Annotated in this window: 13 protein-coding genes; all 13 read right to left on the minus strand. The window is 69.1% G+C overall.

From position 1 onward, the window contains the following. Positions 1-38: 38 nt before the first annotated feature. Positions 39-1,643 carry an NADH-quinone oxidoreductase subunit NuoN gene (gene nuoN / locus LPH33_RS14345; protein WP_229564999.1) on the minus strand — a complete coding sequence of 535 codons (1,605 nt, stop codon included), beginning with the start codon at positions 1,641-1,643 and terminating at the stop codon, positions 39-41. Further along, a complete protein-coding gene (locus LPH33_RS14350) occupies positions 1,640-3,340 on the minus strand; it encodes an NADH-quinone oxidoreductase subunit M (protein WP_229565000.1) in 1,701 nt (566 codons plus the stop codon). Before LPH33_RS14350 ends, nuoN begins: the two co-directional genes overlap by 4 nt. 13 nt (positions 3,341-3,353) lie before the next feature. After that, the gene (nuoL, locus tag LPH33_RS14355; protein ID WP_229565001.1) at positions 3,354-5,246 is read right to left on the minus strand and encodes an NADH-quinone oxidoreductase subunit L; all 1,893 of its coding nucleotides are present in this window, start codon (positions 5,244-5,246) and stop codon (positions 3,354-3,356) included. Between the two features lie 57 nt (positions 5,247-5,303). Beyond that, positions 5,304-5,603 (minus strand): NADH-quinone oxidoreductase subunit NuoK, encoded by a 300-nt coding sequence (nuoK, locus tag LPH33_RS14360; RefSeq protein WP_006554035.1) that lies wholly within the window; start codon positions 5,601-5,603, stop codon positions 5,304-5,306. Continuing rightward, positions 5,600-6,391, minus strand: coding sequence for an NADH-quinone oxidoreductase subunit J (locus LPH33_RS14365; RefSeq protein WP_229565002.1), 792 nt, complete (start codon positions 6,389-6,391; stop codon positions 5,600-5,602). Before LPH33_RS14365 ends, nuoK begins: the two co-directional genes overlap by 4 nt. Beyond that, positions 6,388-6,933, minus strand: a complete 546-nt coding sequence (gene nuoI / locus LPH33_RS14370) for an NADH-quinone oxidoreductase subunit NuoI (RefSeq protein WP_016696064.1) — start codon at positions 6,931-6,933, stop codon at positions 6,388-6,390. The genes LPH33_RS14365 and nuoI overlap by 4 nt, the downstream gene beginning before the upstream one ends. Continuing rightward, complete coding sequence (nuoH, locus tag LPH33_RS14375) at positions 6,933-8,237, minus strand: NADH-quinone oxidoreductase subunit NuoH (protein ID WP_229565003.1); 1,305 nt, start codon at positions 8,235-8,237, stop codon at positions 6,933-6,935. The genes nuoI and nuoH overlap by 1 nt, the downstream gene beginning before the upstream one ends. Beyond that, complete coding sequence (locus LPH33_RS14380) at positions 8,234-10,702, minus strand: NADH-quinone oxidoreductase subunit G (RefSeq protein WP_229565004.1); 2,469 nt, start codon at positions 10,700-10,702, stop codon at positions 8,234-8,236. The genes nuoH and LPH33_RS14380 overlap by 4 nt, the downstream gene beginning before the upstream one ends. Then, positions 10,699-12,885: an NADH-quinone oxidoreductase subunit NuoF gene (gene nuoF, locus LPH33_RS14385; protein WP_229565005.1), complete on the minus strand. Its 2,187-nt coding sequence runs from the start codon at positions 12,883-12,885 to the stop codon at positions 10,699-10,701. The genes LPH33_RS14380 and nuoF overlap by 4 nt, the downstream gene beginning before the upstream one ends. Beyond that, a complete protein-coding gene (locus tag LPH33_RS14390) occupies positions 12,882-14,186 on the minus strand; it encodes an NADH-quinone oxidoreductase subunit D (protein WP_229565006.1) in 1,305 nt (434 codons plus the stop codon). Before LPH33_RS14390 ends, nuoF begins: the two co-directional genes overlap by 4 nt. Then, positions 14,183-14,899 carry an NADH-quinone oxidoreductase subunit C gene (locus LPH33_RS14395; RefSeq protein ID WP_160875876.1) on the minus strand — a complete coding sequence of 239 codons (717 nt, stop codon included), beginning with the start codon at positions 14,897-14,899 and terminating at the stop codon, positions 14,183-14,185. The genes LPH33_RS14390 and LPH33_RS14395 overlap by 4 nt, the downstream gene beginning before the upstream one ends. Further along, entirely contained in the window at positions 14,896-15,450 is a 555-nt protein-coding gene (locus tag LPH33_RS14400) for a NuoB/complex I 20 kDa subunit family protein (protein WP_059381031.1), read from the minus strand. The genes LPH33_RS14395 and LPH33_RS14400 overlap by 4 nt, the downstream gene beginning before the upstream one ends. A gap of 100 nt (positions 15,451-15,550) precedes the next feature. Continuing rightward, positions 15,551-15,910 (minus strand): NADH-quinone oxidoreductase subunit A, encoded by a 360-nt coding sequence (locus tag LPH33_RS14405; protein ID WP_229565007.1) that lies wholly within the window; start codon positions 15,908-15,910, stop codon positions 15,551-15,553. Positions 15,911-15,992: the final 82 nt, after the last annotated feature.

A 15,992-nucleotide genomic window follows, 5' to 3' on the forward strand; every position in this document is an offset into this window, starting at 1 on the left:
CGAGGGTCGCGGCATTCCCGGCCCGCGCCCGCTCGTGGTCAGAGCACGAACACCGCCGCCCGCTCGGCGAGGTCGAGGACGGGTTGCGGCAGGATGCCGAGCAGCACCGTCGCCACCGCCGCGAACGCGATCGCCGCGCTCGTCGCCACGGTCGAGGTCGCGAGCCGCGGGGCGTCGTCGGTCGGGTCGGTGAAGAACATCAGCACGATCACCCGCACGTAGAAGTAGGCGGCGACCGCACTGACCAGCACACCGACGATCACGAGCGGAGCCGCACCGCCCTCGATCGCCGCACCGAAGACCGCGAACTTCGCGATGAACCCGCTGGTGAGCGGAATGCCCGCCAGCGACAGCAGGAACAGCGCGAACGCCCCGCCGAGCAACGGTGAGCGCCGCCCGACACCGGCCCAGCGCGACAGCTCCCACGCCTCGCCGTCCGGGTCGCGCACCAGCGTCACCACGGCGAACACACCGACCGTCCCGATCCCGTAGACGAGCAGATAGAACAGCGTCGACGACACCCCGGAGGCGGTGCCGGCCACGACACCGGTGAGCACGAATCCGGTATGGCTGATCGCCGAGTACGCGAGCATGCGCTTGATGTCGTTCTGCGTCACCGCCAGAACCGCACCGACGATCATCGTCGCGATCGCGACGGCCCACAGGATCGGGCGCCACTGGTCGGCGGAACCGGGGACCGCGACGTAGAGCACGCGCAGCAGTGCGCCGAATGCGGCGATCTTCGTCGCGGCGGCCATGAACGCCGTCACGGGCGTCGGCGCACCCTGGTAGACGTCCGGTGTCCACGAATGGAAGGGCACCGCCCCGATCTTGAAGAGCAACCCGACGGCCAGCAGACCCACCCCGACGAGCGCGGTGGTCTCGTTGCTCGCACCGGTGTCGATGGCCAGGTCGATCCCGCCGAGGTGGACGGTCCCGGCGTAGCCGTAGAGCATCGCCACTCCGTACAGGAAGAACGCCGACGAGAACGCGCCCAGCAGGAAGTACTTCAGCGCTGCTTCCTGGGAGAGCAAGCGGCGGCGCCGCGCCAGACCGCACAGTAGGTACAGCGGCAGCGACAGCACTTCGAGCGCGACGAACATCGTCAGCAGGTCGTTCGAGGCCGGGAACACGAGCATCCCGCCCACCGCGAACAGCAGGAGCGGGAAGACCTCGGTCCGTGCGCCACCCGCCGCGAGCGCCTGCCGCTCGGCGGCGGTGCCCGGGATCGCCGACGCCTGGGGTGCGAACGCGTCGAGATGCGCACCGACCGCGGCGCGGGACACTGATTGCGTGCGAACCTGTTCGATACTCCGTTCCGCGACGAGCGCGACCGACAGCAACGCCATGATCAGGACCGACCCCTGCAGGAACAGCGCGGGACCGTCGATCACGACCGCCCCCGACAGGGTGGTCGCGCGGGTTCCCGCGAGCATCACCACGGCGACGATGGCCGCCACCAGCGCGACCGTCGTCAGGACCACGTGGGCGAGATAGCGTGCCGAGGCCGGCACGAAGGACTCGACCAGCACACCGACGACGGCCGCGGCGAAGACGATGAGGATCGGTGCGATCAGTCCGTAGTCGATCGCCGGGGCGGGAAGGGACGCGGCAAGAACGGCGATACCCTCAGAGGAGTTCATTCGGCTTCACCTTCCTCGGAACCGCGTGTGGGAACACCACTCTCGGCGACGGGACGCTCGGCGGGCACCACCGGTTCGGGCCGGGAGATGTCGATCGAGACGAGCGTGTCGTCGACCGCGGGGGTGATGACGTCGAGCGCGGGTTTCGGATAGATCCCCAGGACGAGCAGCAGGGCGATCAGCGGCGCGACCACCGCGACCTCACGAGGCACGAGATCGGAGAGCCTGCGGGTGTGGTCGGCACCGTCGGCACTGTCGTTCCCGTCGTCACCGTCGTCCCCGCCGGGCAGGCGCACGGGCCCGCCCATCATGCGTTGGTAGAGCCACAGCACGTAGAGCGCGGACAGCACGAGCGCGAGCGTCGCGATCACCGCCGCGACCTGGTAGCGCGGATAGGTGCCGACGAAGACGAGGAACTCGCTGACGAACGGTGCGAGTCCGGGCAGGGACAGGGTCGCCAGTCCGGCGACGAGGAAGGTCCCGGCGAGGACCGGGGCGACCTTCTGCACCCCGCCGTAGGCCGCAATGGTGCGGTCGCCGCGCCGCGAGACGAGGAAACCTGCGATGAGGAACAGTGCGGCCGTGGAGATCCCGTGGTTGACCATGTACAGGGTCGAACCGGCCTGCCCCTGCGCGGTCAGGGCGAAGATGCCGAGGACGATGAACCCGAAGTGCGAGATGGACGTGTAGGCGATCAGGCGCATCATGTCGGTCTGACCGATCGCGAGCACGGCGCCGTAGACGATGCCGATGACGGCCAGGGCCACCACGACCGGCGCGAAGGTCACCGAGGCGTCGGGGAAGAGCTGCAGGCAGTACCGCAGCATGCCGAAGGTGCCGACCTTGTCGACCACGGCCATCATGAGCACCGCCGCGACCGGCGTGGTCCGCACCGCCGCGTCGGGCAGCCAGCCGTGCAGCGGCCACAGCGGGGCCTTCACCGCGAAGGCGACGAGAAAGCCGAAACACAGTGCGCCGAGCACGGCGGGGGTCGCGTCGAGATCCCCCGAGACGGCGGCCGCGGTGACGGTGCGGACGTCGAAGGTGCCCACTCCCGCCGTCTCCCCCAGCCCGGATCGGGCGGTGACCACGTACAGGCCGATCAACGCGGCGAGCATCACCAGGCCACCGAGCAGGTTGTACAGCAGGAACTTCACGGCGGCGCGGGCCCGGTCGGCGCGCGGTGTCCCCGGCGAACCGAACCCGCCGATGAGGAAGTACATCGGGACGAGCATCGCTTCGAAGAAGACGTAGAACAGCAGGATGTCGAGGGAGGTGAACGACACGAGCACCATCGACTCGACGAGCAGGATCAGTGCCACATAGGTGTGCGCGGAACGCGGGCGGGCCGCGCCGGCCTCCTCGTCGGCGGCGCGGTGATCGTGCCACCCGGCGGCCAGGAGCAACGGCACGAGCGCGGCGGTCAACAGGACCAGCACCAGCGCGATGCCGTCGACGCCGAGCCGGTAGCCGGCGCCGAACGAGGGGATCCAGTCGTGCGATTCGACGAACTGGAAACGCTCTCCCCCGCGGTCGAATCCGACGGCGACGATCACCGCGACCACCAGAACGGCGATCGACACCGCCAGGGCGATCGAGCGAACGGCGGAACCGAGGCGAGCGGGCAGAGCCATGATCACGGCGGCGCCGAGCAGCGGGAGCACCCACAGGATCGTCAACCAGGGAACGGTGGTCACCAGTACACCCCCATCACAGCGTCACCAGGACGAGCGCACCGACCACGACGGTCGCGCCGGCGAACATGTACAACGCGTACGAGCGGACGAAGCCGGTCTGCAGCCGGCGCAGTCCGCGCGAGAGCGCACCGATCCCGGTGGCGGCACCGGTGACCGAGCCGTCGATGCCGGTGGACTCCACGGCGTCGAGCGCACGCACGAGGCCTTGACCGGGACGCATGAACACCGCTTCGTTCACGGCGTCGCCGTAGAGGTCGCGGCGTGCGGCGACGGTCAGCGCAGACACTGCTTCGGGTGCCGTCTCCGGGACCGGTGCGCGCACGTACTGCCGGTAGGCGACGGCGACACCGGCGAGCACGACCGCCAGCGTGACGATGGTGACCAGCCAGACGGGCAGACCGGCTTCGTGATGGTCGTAGCCGACGACGGGTTCGAGCCAGTGCTGCAACGCGCCACCGAGCACCAGCAGACCGCCGGCACCGACCGAGCCCACGGCGAGGGCGATCATCGGCCAGGTCATCGAGGCCGGCGACTCGTGCGGGGTGGCGTCGGCCGCCCATCGCCGGTCGCCGAAGAAGGTCAGGATCATCACGCGGGTCATGTAGAAGGCAGTCAGCCCCGCACCGAGCAGCGCGACGCCACCGAGCACGATGCCTTCGACACCGCCGGCCGCGAAGGCCACCTCGATGATCTTGTCCTTGGAGAAGAACCCGGCGAACGGCGGGATCCCGATGATCGCGAGATACCCCAGCCCGAAGGTGGCGAAGGTGATCGGCATGACCGCGCACAGTCCGCCGTAGCGGCGCATGTCGGTCTCGTCGTTCATCGCATGCATCACCGAGCCGGCACCGAGGAACAGTCCGGCCTTGAAGAAGCCATGGGTGAGCAGGTGCAGGATCGCGAAGGCGTACCCGGCGGGCCCGAGCCCGGCGGCGAGCACCATGTAGCCGATCTGGCTCATCGTCGACGCCGCGAGCGCCTTCTTGATGTCGTCCTTGGCGCAGCCGATGATCGCGCCGAAGAGCAAGGTCGCGGCGCCGACGATCACCACCGCGAGTCGCGCGGCCGGTGCGGCGTCGAAGATCGCGTTCGCGCGGACGACGAGGTACACACCGGCGGTGACCATCGTGGCGGCGTGGATGAGCGCGGAGACCGGGGTGGGGCCCTCCATGGCGTCGCCGAGCCACGACTGCAGTGGCAGCTGGGCGGATTTCGCGCACGCGGCCAGGAGCAGGCACAGGCCGATCGCGGTCACGGTGCCCTCGCTCGCCGCGGGCACCGCGGCGAAGACCGTGTCGTAGTCGAGGCTGCCGAAGGTCGCGAACATGATCATCAGGGCGACGAGCAGCCCCATGTCGCCGACGCGGTTGACGACGAACGCCTTCTTCGCGGCGGTCGCGGCGGTGGGCTTGTACTGCCAGAAACCGATGAGCAGGTACGAGGCGAGACCGACGCCCTCCCATCCGAGATACAGGACGAGGAAGTTGTCGGCGAGGACGAGCACCAGCATCGCCGCGAGGAACAGGTTGAGATAGGCGAAGAACTTCCGGCGCTCCGGATCGTGCGCCATGTAGCCGACCGAATAGAGGTGGATCAGCGAACCCACGCCGGTGATGAGCAGTACGAAGCAGATCGACAGCGCGTCGAGCCGGAGTCCGAGATCGACCTGCAGTTCTCCGACCGGCACCCAGGTGAACACGGTCTGCTGGGCCAGCCGATCGCGCGCGTCGAGTCCGAGCAGTCCGGCGAACATGACGGCGCCGAGGACGAACGAGGCGATCGCCGTGGCACATCCGAGCAGATGTCCCCAGCGGTCGCTGCGACGCCCGAGGAGCAGCAGAACGAACGCGCCGGCCAGGGGCAGTGCCGGTATCGTCCACAGCGCCGAGTTCAGGAACGAAGTCATGCCGCGTGTCCTCTCGGTTCGTCGTGGGCTCTCACACTCACCGTCCTCGTGGGGTAGTCAGTACTTGAGCAGGTCGGCGTTGTCGACGGAGGCGGATCGCCTCGTCCGGAAGATGGTCACGATGATCGCGAGGCCGACGACGACCTCGGCGGCCGCGACGACCATCGTGAAGAAGGCGAACACCTGTCCGTGGAGATTGCCGTGCATGCGCGCGAAGGTGACGAAGGCCAGGTTGGCGGCGTTGAGCATCAACTCGACGCACATGAACACGACGATGGCGTTGCGGCGCAGGAGAACTCCCACCGCACCGATGGTGAACAGCAGTGCCGACAGGTAGAGGTAGTTCTCGGGGTTCATCGCCGATCCTTCCTCGCGTCGTCGCCGGGTTCACGCAGGCCGAGTTCGGTGTGGTCCCAGTCGCGTCCGATGCGGCCGAGCAACTCGCCGACCGACAGTTCGGAGAACGATCCGTCCGGGAGCAGGGCCGGGACGTCGGCGGCGTTGTGGCGGGCATAGACACCCGCGGCCGGCAGCGGTGTGACCCGCTCCCCTTCGCGGAACCGGCGTGCGGCGAGTTCGCGTTGGGTCTGCCTCGGCTGCAGACGTTCCCGGTGGGCGAGCACCATCGCACCGACGGTGGCGGTGATGAGCAGGGCTCCGGTGAGTTCGAACGCCCAGACGTAGTCGATGAACAGCAGCACCGCCAGGCCCTCGACGTTGCCGCCGGCGTTGGCCGCGTCGAGTCCCGCGAAGCCGGAGACCGCGGTGTTCCCGATGCCACCGATGAGCATAGCCGCGAAGCCGATCGCCACGACGATCGCGAGAACGCGCTGTCCCTTGATGGTTTCGACGAGGGAGTCGGCGGAGTCGATTCCGACGAGCATGAGCACGAACAGGAACAGCATCATCACGGCACCGGTGTAGACGACGACCTGCACCACACCGAGGAACAATGCGTCCTGCGCGATGTAGAAGACGGCGAGCACGATCATCGTCATGGCGAGGAACAGCGCCGAGTACACGGCTTTCGGTGCGATGACGACGCCGAGCGCCCCGAGTACCGCGACGGCGCCGAGGATCCAGAACTGCACGGCCTCCCCGGTGGAGGTCGTGGTGAGTTCGGCGGCGAGCAGGGCGGTGGTCACCGGCGTTCCTCCCCGTCGGCGGCGGACGCGTGTTCCGGGACGGGGATCGTGCCCCGGTAGTAGTCCTCGTCGGTGGCGCCGGGTGCCATGGGATGCGGCGGTGGCTGCATCCCGGGTTCGAGGGGGGCGAGCAGGCGGTCCTTCTCGTAGATCATGTCGGTACGGTTGTCGGCGGCCATCTCGTACTCGTTCGTCATCGTCAGCGCGCGGGTCGGGCACGCCTCGATGCACAGTCCGCAGCCGATGCACCGCAGGTAGTTGATCTGGTAGACGCGCCCGTACCGTTCGCCGGGCGAGTACCGCTCCTCGTCGGTGTTGTCGGCGCCCTCGACGTGGATGGCGTCGGCCGGGCACGCCCACGCGCACAGTTCGCAGCCGATGCACTTCTCGAGTCCGTCCGGATACCGGTTGAGCTGGTGGCGTCCGTGATAGCGGGGTGCGGTGGGTCTCTTCTGCTCCGGATACTGCTCGGTGTTGGGCTTCTTGAACATCGTCGTGAGCGTCACACCGAAACCGGCGAGCGGGCCGCGGAATTCGACCATCACGATCCTCCTGGGAGACGACCCGCCGGGGCGGGCGGACTCGATCGGGTGCTCGACCGAGCAGGTAGTGGCGGCACGGGGAAGCCCCCGGCCATGGCGTCGAATTCCTCGTCGACGTCGGCGGGTGGTTCCGTCGCCTGTGCGATGCGCCGGGTCCGCCGCCCCTGCAGGGTGAGGTAGGCGAACAGCAGGGCGGTGGACAGCACCCCGGCGACGATGAGGCTCGCGGTGCCGGGCAGGACGTCGTCGGTGTCGAGGATGCGCAGCGCGGCCACGATCATCACCCACACCACCGAGACGGGGATGAGCAGTTTCCAGCCCAGGGCCATGAACTGGTCGTAGCGCAGTCGCGGCAGGGTGCTGCGCAGCCACACGAAGACGAACAGCACGACCCACACCTTGATCACGAACCACAGCAGCGGCCACCAGCCCGAGTTCGCGCCGCTCCACGGCGTCAGCGGCCACGGCGCGTGCCAGCCGCCGAGGAACAGGGTGGTCGCGAGCGCGGAGACGGTGACCATGTTGACGTACTCCGCGAGCATGAACATCGCGAATCGCAGCGACGAGTACTCGGTGTGGAATCCGCCCACCAGTTCACCCTCGGCCTCGGGCAGGTCGAAGGGCGCGCGGTTGGTCTCCCCCACCATCGACACCGAGTACACCAGGAAGGACGGCAGTAGCAGCACGACGAACCACAGGTCGTTCTGCGCGGCGACGATGCCCGAGGTCGACATCGTGCCCGCCTGCAGGAAGACCGCGGCGAACGCGAGTCCCATCGCGATCTCGTAGGAGATGACCTGCGCGGTCGAGCGGAGACCACCGAGCAGCGGATAGGTCGAACCGGAGGCCCAGCCGGCGAGCACGATCCCGTAGACGCCGACGGAGGTGATCGCCAGGACGTAGAGCACCGCGACGGGAAGATCGGTGAGCTGCAACGGCGTCCGGTTCCCGAGGATCGACACCTCCGGCCCGAAGGGAACGACCGCGAACGCCATGAACGCCGGAGCCGTCGCGATGATCGGGGCGAGCATGTAGATCGGCTTGTCCACCCCGGTCGGGATGATGCCTTCCTTGAGCGCGAGTTTCAGGCCGTCGGCGACGGTCTGGAACAGTCCCTTCGGTCCCACCCGGTCGGGTCCGACCCGCATCTGCATCCAGGCCATGATCTTGCGTTCGGCGAGGATCATCACGAGGGTGGTCAGGACGAGGAACGCGAAGATGGCCACGGCCTTGACGACGACGAGCCACCACGGGTCGATGCCGAACATCGACAGGTCCACGGGCTGCTGGGCGGTGACGCTCATCGCGGATCCTCCTCGGCCGATCCGGAACCCGTCGTGGCGGCCCGGATCCGCACCACATCACCGGCGGTGACACCGAGATCGCCGTGCACCATCGATCCCGGGGAGGCGGTGGGCAGCCAGACGACACGGTCGGGCAGGTCGTCGACCACCAGCGGCAGCGTGATCGAGCCGCGCTCGGTGGAGACCGTGAGCGAATGATGGTCGGCGGCGCCGATCTCCGCGGCCGTCGCGGCCGACAGACGGGCGACGGGTTCGTGCGCCGTTCCGGCGAGGTGCGGTTCGTCGTCCTGCAACCGGCCCGCGTCGAGGAGCATCCGCCAGGTGGCGAGGACCGCTTCCCCGAGAACGGGACGTCGCGGAGGCCGCGGGGACACTCCCGGCGACTCGGGGACGGTGCCCGTCCATCGTCCGAGTTCCGCGAGTTCGTGGCGCAGGGTCTCGACGTCGTGGGGACCGGGATCGTCGAGGCCTCCGTCGAGGTCCATCGCGTCAGCGATCGCCGCGAGCACCCGGTGGTCGGGCAGTGCTCCGGTGTCGCGGAGGGCGATCGGGAAGGCACGTTCGCGCCCCTCCCAGTCGAGGAAGCTCCCGGCCTTCTCGACCACCGGCGCGACGGGGAAGACGACGTCGGCGCGGTCGGTCACCGCGCTGCGTCGCACTTCCAGACTCACGACGAAGCCGGCACCGTCGAGACCCGCGAGTGCGGCATCGGGGTCGGGCAGGTCGGCGGGGTCGACGCCGGCGACCACGAGCGCAGCCACATCACCTTCGGCGGCCGCGGCGAGGATGGCGTCGGTGTCGCGGCCCGGCTCCGACGGCAGGGTGTCGGCCGGTAGACCCCACGCCGACTCGACGTCGCGCCGGGCCTGCGGATCGCCGATCGGGCGACCGCCGGGCAGCAGTGTCGGGAAGGCGCCGGCTTCGAGGGCTCCGCGATCACCGGCGCGGCGGGGGATCCACGCGAGGCGGGCTCCGGTCTCGTCGGCGAGGGTCGCGGCGGCGGACAGCGTGCCGGGCGAGGCTGCGGCCCGCTCCCCTACCAGCACGATCGCACCGGGAGCCCGGAGCGCAGCCGCGGCGTCGGCGGATGCGCCGGTGCGGATCGCGTCGAGTGCGCGCGCCTCGTCGCCCGGGACGCACTGTTCGACCCACCCCGACAGCTTGTGGACGCCGCGCGAGGCGAACGGGGCGATCGTGAAGACCTGCAACCTGTTCCGCCGGACCGCCTTGCGCAGCCGCAGGAACACGATCGGCGCTTCCTCCTCCGGCTCGAATCCGACGAGGAGCACCGCCGGCGCGCGGTCGAGGTCGCGGTAGGTGACGTCGAGGCGTCGTCCGGCGACCCGCGAGGCGAGGAAGTCCGTCTCCTCCTCCGACAGGGCTCGACTGCGGAAGTCGATGTCGTTGGTGCCGAGCGCCGTTCGCGCGAACTTCGCGTACGCGTAGGCGTCCTCGACGGTGAGCCGGCCACCGGTGAGGACTGCGGCCCTGCCGCGCGCCGCCGCCAAGCCGCGGGCGGCGACGCCGAGCGCCTCGATCCACGAGGCGGGGACGAGTGCTCCGGTGTCGTCGCGGACGAGGGGCGTCGTGAGGCGGTCGTCGGCGGTGGCGTAGGTGAACGCCCAGCGTCCCTTGTCGCAGTTCCATTCCTCGTTGACCTCGGGGTCGTCCCCGGCGAGTCGGCGCAGCACGACTCCGCGACGGTGGTCGGTGCGTTGGGCGCAACCGCTCGCGCAGTGCTCGCACACGCTCGGCGTGGAGACGAGATCGAACGGGCGGGCGCGGAACCGGTAGGCGGCGCCGGTGAGCGCGCCGACCGGGCAGATCTGGACGGTGTTGCCGGAGAAGTACGACTCGAACGGTTCCTCGGTGTAGATGCCGACCTGCTGCAGCGCCCCGCGGTCGAGCATGTCGACGAACCGGTCGCCCGCGACCTGGTCGGCGAAGCGGGTGCACCGCGCGCACAGCACGCAGCGTTCGCGGTCGAGGAGCACCTGCGAGGAGATCGCGATGGGTTTCGGGTAGGTGCGTTTGGTGTCCTCGAAACGGGATTCGGCGCGTCCGTTGGACATCGCCTGGTTCTGCAGTGGGCACTCGCCGCCCTTGTCGCACACCGGGCAGTCGAGCGGATGGTTGATGAGCAGCAGTTCCATCACGCCGCGCTGGGCCTTGTCGGCCACCGGTGAGGTGAACTGGGTGCGCACGACCATCCCGTCGGTGACCACCGAGGTGCACGAGGCGAGCGGTTTGCGCTGCCCCTCGACTTCGACGAGGCATTGGCGGCACGCACCGACCGGTTCGAGCAGCGGGTGGTCGCAGAACCGCGGGATCTGGACCCCGATCAGTTCGGCAGCGCGGATCACGAGAGTGCCCTTGGGCACGGCGATCTCGGTGTCGTCGATGGTGACGTTCACGAGGTCGGTGGTCTCGGACTTCTCCGCTCCGGCACCGGACACTGCGGTCATCGCTCGCCTCCTTCCGCGGGGGCGTCGGCGGCGAGCGTCGACAGGTGCGGGTCGAACGGGCAGCCGCCGTGCTCGAAGTGGGCGACGTATTCGTCGCGGAAGTACTTCAGCGACGATGTGATCGGGCTGGTCGCGCCGTCCCCGAGCGCGCAGAACGCCCGGCCGAGGATGTTGTCGGAGATGTCGAGCAGCTTCTCCAGGTCGGCTTCGGTGCCCCGGCCGTGTTCGAGCCGCTCGAGGATCTGCACGAGCCACCAGGTGCCCTCGCGGCAGGGGGTGCACTTGCCGCACGATTCGTGCGCGTAGAACTCGGTCCAGCGCAGCACCGTGCGGACGACGCAGGTGGTCTCGTCGAAGATCTGCAGGGCCCGGGTCCCGAGCATCGACCCGGCGGCGGCGACGTTCTCGTAGTCCAGGGGGACGTCGAGGTGTTCGTCGGTGAAGATCGGGGTCGACGAGCCACCGGGTGTCCAGAACTTGAGTCGGTGGCCGGCGCGCACACCACCGGCGTAGCCGAGCAGCTCGCGCAGGGTGATGCCGAGCGGGGCCTCGTACTGGCCGGGGGTGGTGACGTGCCCGGAGAGCGAGAACATCGCGAAGCCCGGTGATTTCTCGGTGCCCATCGAGCGGTACCAGTCCACACCGTTGCGGATGACGAGCGGGACGTTCGCGATGGATTCGACGTTGTTGACCACGGTCGGGCACGCGTACAGTCCGGCGACGGCGGGAAAGGGTGGGCGCAGGCGTGGTTGGCCGCGGCGGCCCTCGAGGGAGTCGAGCAGCGCCGTCTCCTCACCGCAGATGTACGCGCCCGCACCGGCGTGGACGACGAGTTCGAGGTCGTATCCGGAGCCGAGGATGTCGCGTCCGAGATAGCCGGCCTCGTAGGCCTCCGCGACCGCGGCGTGCAGGCGCCGCAGCACCGGGACGGCCTCCCCCCGCAAGTAGATGAACGCGTGCCGGGCGCGGATCGCGTAGGCGGCGATGATCACGCCTTCGACGAGGGCGTGCGGGGTGGCCAGCATGAACGGGATGTCCTTGCAGGTGCCCGGTTCGGATTCGTCGGCGTTGACGACGAGATAGTGCGGCTTGTCGTCGCCCTGGGGGATGAACGACCACTTGGTGCCGGTGGAGAATCCGGCGCCGCCGCGACCGCGGATCCCGGAGTCCTTCACCGCGGCGATGACCGTATCCGGGTCCATCCCGAGGGCGATGGGCAGGGCTTCGTATCCGCCGTGCCGCCGGTAGGCGTCGAGGGTCCACGCCTGGTCCTCGTCCCAGTAGCGGGTGAGTACGGGGGTCAGACCCGTCGGTGGTTTCCCGACGGCGACGACGACCTCGTCCTTCTCCGGTGGTTCCGGTGCCCGCATGTCGTGCTTGCGGGCGACCTCGAGCCCGGCGCGGGAGGCCGGTCCGGCGGTACCGGAGGCCTCGAGCGCACCGGGCCGGTCGTCGGGGATCCCCGCGAGCAGGCGCGCGGTGTCGCGGAAGTTACGCAGCGGGGCGCCGCGCGTCGGTGTGGGTGTGCCGCCGGCGAGCAGGTCGTCGACGAGTTCGATCGCGGAGTCGACGGTGCGGTTGTCGAACAGTTCCCAGTCGACGGTCATCACCGGGGCGTAGTCGCACGCCGCGTTGCATTCGATGTGTTCGAGGGTGATCGCGCCGTCGGCGGTGGTTTCGTCGTGTCCGATGCCGAGCCGGGTGCACAGGGCGGAGAAGATCTCGTCGCCGCCCATCGTCGCGCACAGCGCGTTCGTGCACACCCCGACGTGGTGGCGGCCGGTCGGCGAGCGGCGGTACATGGTGTAGAAGGTCGAGACGGCGGCGACCTCGGCGCCGGTGAGTCCGAGCCGCCGGGCGCAGAACTCGATGCCGGCCGGCGTGATGTACCCGTCCTCCGCCTGCACGAGGTGCAGCAGCGGCAGCAGCGCCGATCGGGGCTGCGGGTAGCGCGCGACGATCCGGTCGGCGTCGGCGTCGAGGCGGGCACGCACGTCGTGGGGATAGCGGCGCGGTGCGTCGGGTGGGGTGAGATAGGTGTCCTCGTCGGGTCGCGGCCCGAGCGGGACGAGGACGGGTTCGCGTCCGGCCGGTTCGGTCATCGGCACGGCGGCGGAGGTCTCGCTCGTGGCCGCGGTGCCGGTGGTCTCCGCACCCGCGGCGCGCACGAATTCGGTGCTCATCGGTCCACTCCCCCCATCACCGGGTCGATGCTGGCGACGGCGGCGATCACGTCGGAGACCATGCCGCCTTCGCACATCGCCGCGACGGCCTGCAGATTCGTGAACGACGGGTCGCGGTAGTGCACGCGGTAGGGGCGTGTGCCGCCGTCGCTGACCATGTGGACGCCGAGCTCGCCGCGTGGCGATTCGACGCCGATGTAGACCTGTCCCGCCGGGACGCGGATGCCCTCGGTGACGAGCTTGAAGTGGTGGATCAGGCCCTCCATCGACTCGCCCATGATGTGACGGATGTGGTCGGGCGAGTTGCCGAGTCCGTCCGGTCCGAGCTGCAGTTTCGACGGCCAGGCGATCTTGCCGTCCTGCACCGTCACCGGTCCGGGACGGAGCCGGTCGAGGCACTGTTCGACGATCTTCAACGATTCGCGCATCTCCCCGATCCGGACGAGATAACGCGCGTAGCAGTCGGATCCCTCGGCGGTGACGACGTCGAACTCGTAGGTCTCGTACCCGCAGTAGGGTTCGGCTCGGCGCAGGTCGTAGGGCAGGCCCGTGGATCGCAGGATCGGTCCGGTGACGCCGAGGGCCATGCAGCCGGTGAGATCGAGGCAGCCGATGTCGCGGGTGCGTGAGATGAAGATGGGGTTGTCTGTGAACAGGGCCTCGAGGTCGGCGAGGCGGCCGGGCAGCAGGACGAGCAGGTCGCGGATCATCGGCACGGCCTCGTCGGGCAGGTCCTGGGACAGTCCGCCGGGCCGGATGTAGGAGTGGTTCATCCGCAGTCCGGTGATCGTCTCGAAGACGTCGAGGATCAGTTCGCGTTCGCGGAAGCCGAACAGCATGGGCGTGGTCGCACCGAGTTCCATGCCGCCGGTGGCCAGCGCCACCAGGTGCGAGGAGATGCGGTTGAGTTCCATGAGCATCACCCGCACGACCTGCGCGCGGTCGGGGACGAGATCCTCGATGCCGAGCAGTTTCTCGACGCCGAGGCAGTAGGCCGTCTCGTTGTGGAACGGGGCGAGGTAGTCCATGCGGGTGACGAAGGTGACGCCCTGGGTCCAGTTGCGGAATTCGAGGTTCTTCTCGATCCCGGTGTGGAGATAGCCGATTCCGCAGCGGGCCTCGGTGACGGTCTCGCCGTCGATCTCGAGGATCAGGCGCAGTACTCCGTGGGTGGACGGGTGCTGGGGTCCCATGTTGACGACGATGTGGTCCTCACCGCTGTCGCGTACGGCAGCGGTGATGTCGTCCCAGTCGCGTCCGACGGCGTCGAAGACGGTCTCGGTCGCGGGTTCGCTCGTCACGTGTACGCCCTCCGTTCGTCGGGTGGCGGGATCCGGGCGCCCTTGTACTCCACCGGGATTCCGCCGAGAGGGTAGTCCTTGCGTTGGGGATGTCCGCGCCAGTCGTCGGGCATCTCGATGCGGGTGAGCGCGGGGTGCCCGTCGAAGACGATCCCGAAGAAGTCGTAGGTCTCGCGCTCGTGCCAGTCGTTCGTCGGGTAGATGCGGTAGAGCGACGGGACGTGCGGGTCGCTGTCGGGGATCGCGACCTCGAGCCGCATCCGGCGGTTGTGGGTGATCGAGACGAGCGGATACACCGCGTGCAGTTCGCGTCCCGACTCCTGCGGGTAGTGCACCCCACTGACCCCGAGGCACAGCTCGAAGCGCAGATCCGCATGGTCGCGCAGGGTGCGGGCCACGAGCGGCAGATGGTCGCGGCGGACGAAGACGGTCAGCTGGTGGCGGTGCACGACGACCTTCTCGACCGCCTGCACGTAACCCACCCCGGTGTCGCCGGACCGTTCGTCGAGGACGTCCTCGAGCGTGTCGACGAGCTCGTCGAGGTATCCGCCGTAGGGACGTTCGGTGCTGCCGGGCAGCGATACCCGGCGCACGAGTCGGCCGTAGCCGCTGGTATCGCCGGATCCGCGCACGCCGAACATGCCGCGCCGCACGGCGATCACCTCGTCGGTGCGGTCGTCGTGGTCGGATCCTGTCCGTTGGAGATCGGTCATCGCGGCGGCACCGTCAGTTCGATGAGGGGGCGTTGGGCCAGGGCCGCTTCCTCCGCGGCGCGGATCGCCTCCGCCCGGTTCACACCGAGGGGCATCTGCGCGATCTTCTCGTGCAGGGTGAGGATGGCGTGCAGGAGCATCTCGGGTCGGGGCGGGCAGCCCGGGAGATAGATGTCGACGGGGACGACGTGGTCGACCCCCTGGACGATCGCGTAGTTGTTGAACATCCCGCCCGAGGAGGCGCACACGCCCATCGCCAGCACCCACTTCGGTTCGACCATCTGGTCGTAGACGCGGCGCAGCGCGGGGGCCATCTTCTGGCTGACGCGACCGGCGACGATCATCACGTCGGCCTGTCGTGGCGAGGCCCGGAAGGCCTCCATGCCGAAGCGGGCGATGTCGTAGCGGCCGCCTGCGGTGGCCATCATCTCGATGGCGCAGCACGCGAGCCCGAAGGACGCCGGCCACAGCGAGCCCTTGCGCGCGAAACCGGCGAGGGTCTCGACGGTGCTGAGCAGGAAACCGCTGGGAACCTTCTCTTCGATGCCCATGCCCGTCACCTCCCCCGGACCCGGACCGGTCGATCAGCCGCCGGTCCTCCGCTCACGGAACCCGTTCGCATCCAGGACATCCCGTCGTACATGCGGGTCGTCAGTCCCATGTCAGGCCTCCTCGTTTCCACTCGTAGGCGTAGGCGACGAAGACGTTGAACATGAACAGCGCCATCGCCGCCAGACCGAAGACGCCGAGCGCGTCGAAATGGACCGCCCACGGGTACAGGAAGACGATCTCGATGTCGAAGATGATGAACAGCATCGCGGTGAGGTAGTACTTCACCGGGAAGCGGCCACCTCCCGCCGGCTGGGGGGTGGGGTCGATACCGCACTCGTACGCATCGAGCTTGGCGCGGTTGTACCGGCTCGGGCCCGCGAGGCTCGCCACCGCGACGGAGAAGATCGCGAAGGCGAGCGCGATGCCACCGAGTACCAGGATCGGTACGTAAGCGTTCATGCGACCTCCGGTTGCTCGCGCGAATCCGGCCGCGGGTCTGCTCGTGCCCGCGAACCCACCCCCGCCGTGCGCCGGGCGGTTC

Source organism: Rhodococcus sp. RDE2, assembly GCF_020885655.1.
GTDB classification, from domain to species: Bacteria; Actinomycetota; Actinomycetes; order Mycobacteriales; family Mycobacteriaceae; genus Rhodococcus; species Rhodococcus pyridinivorans.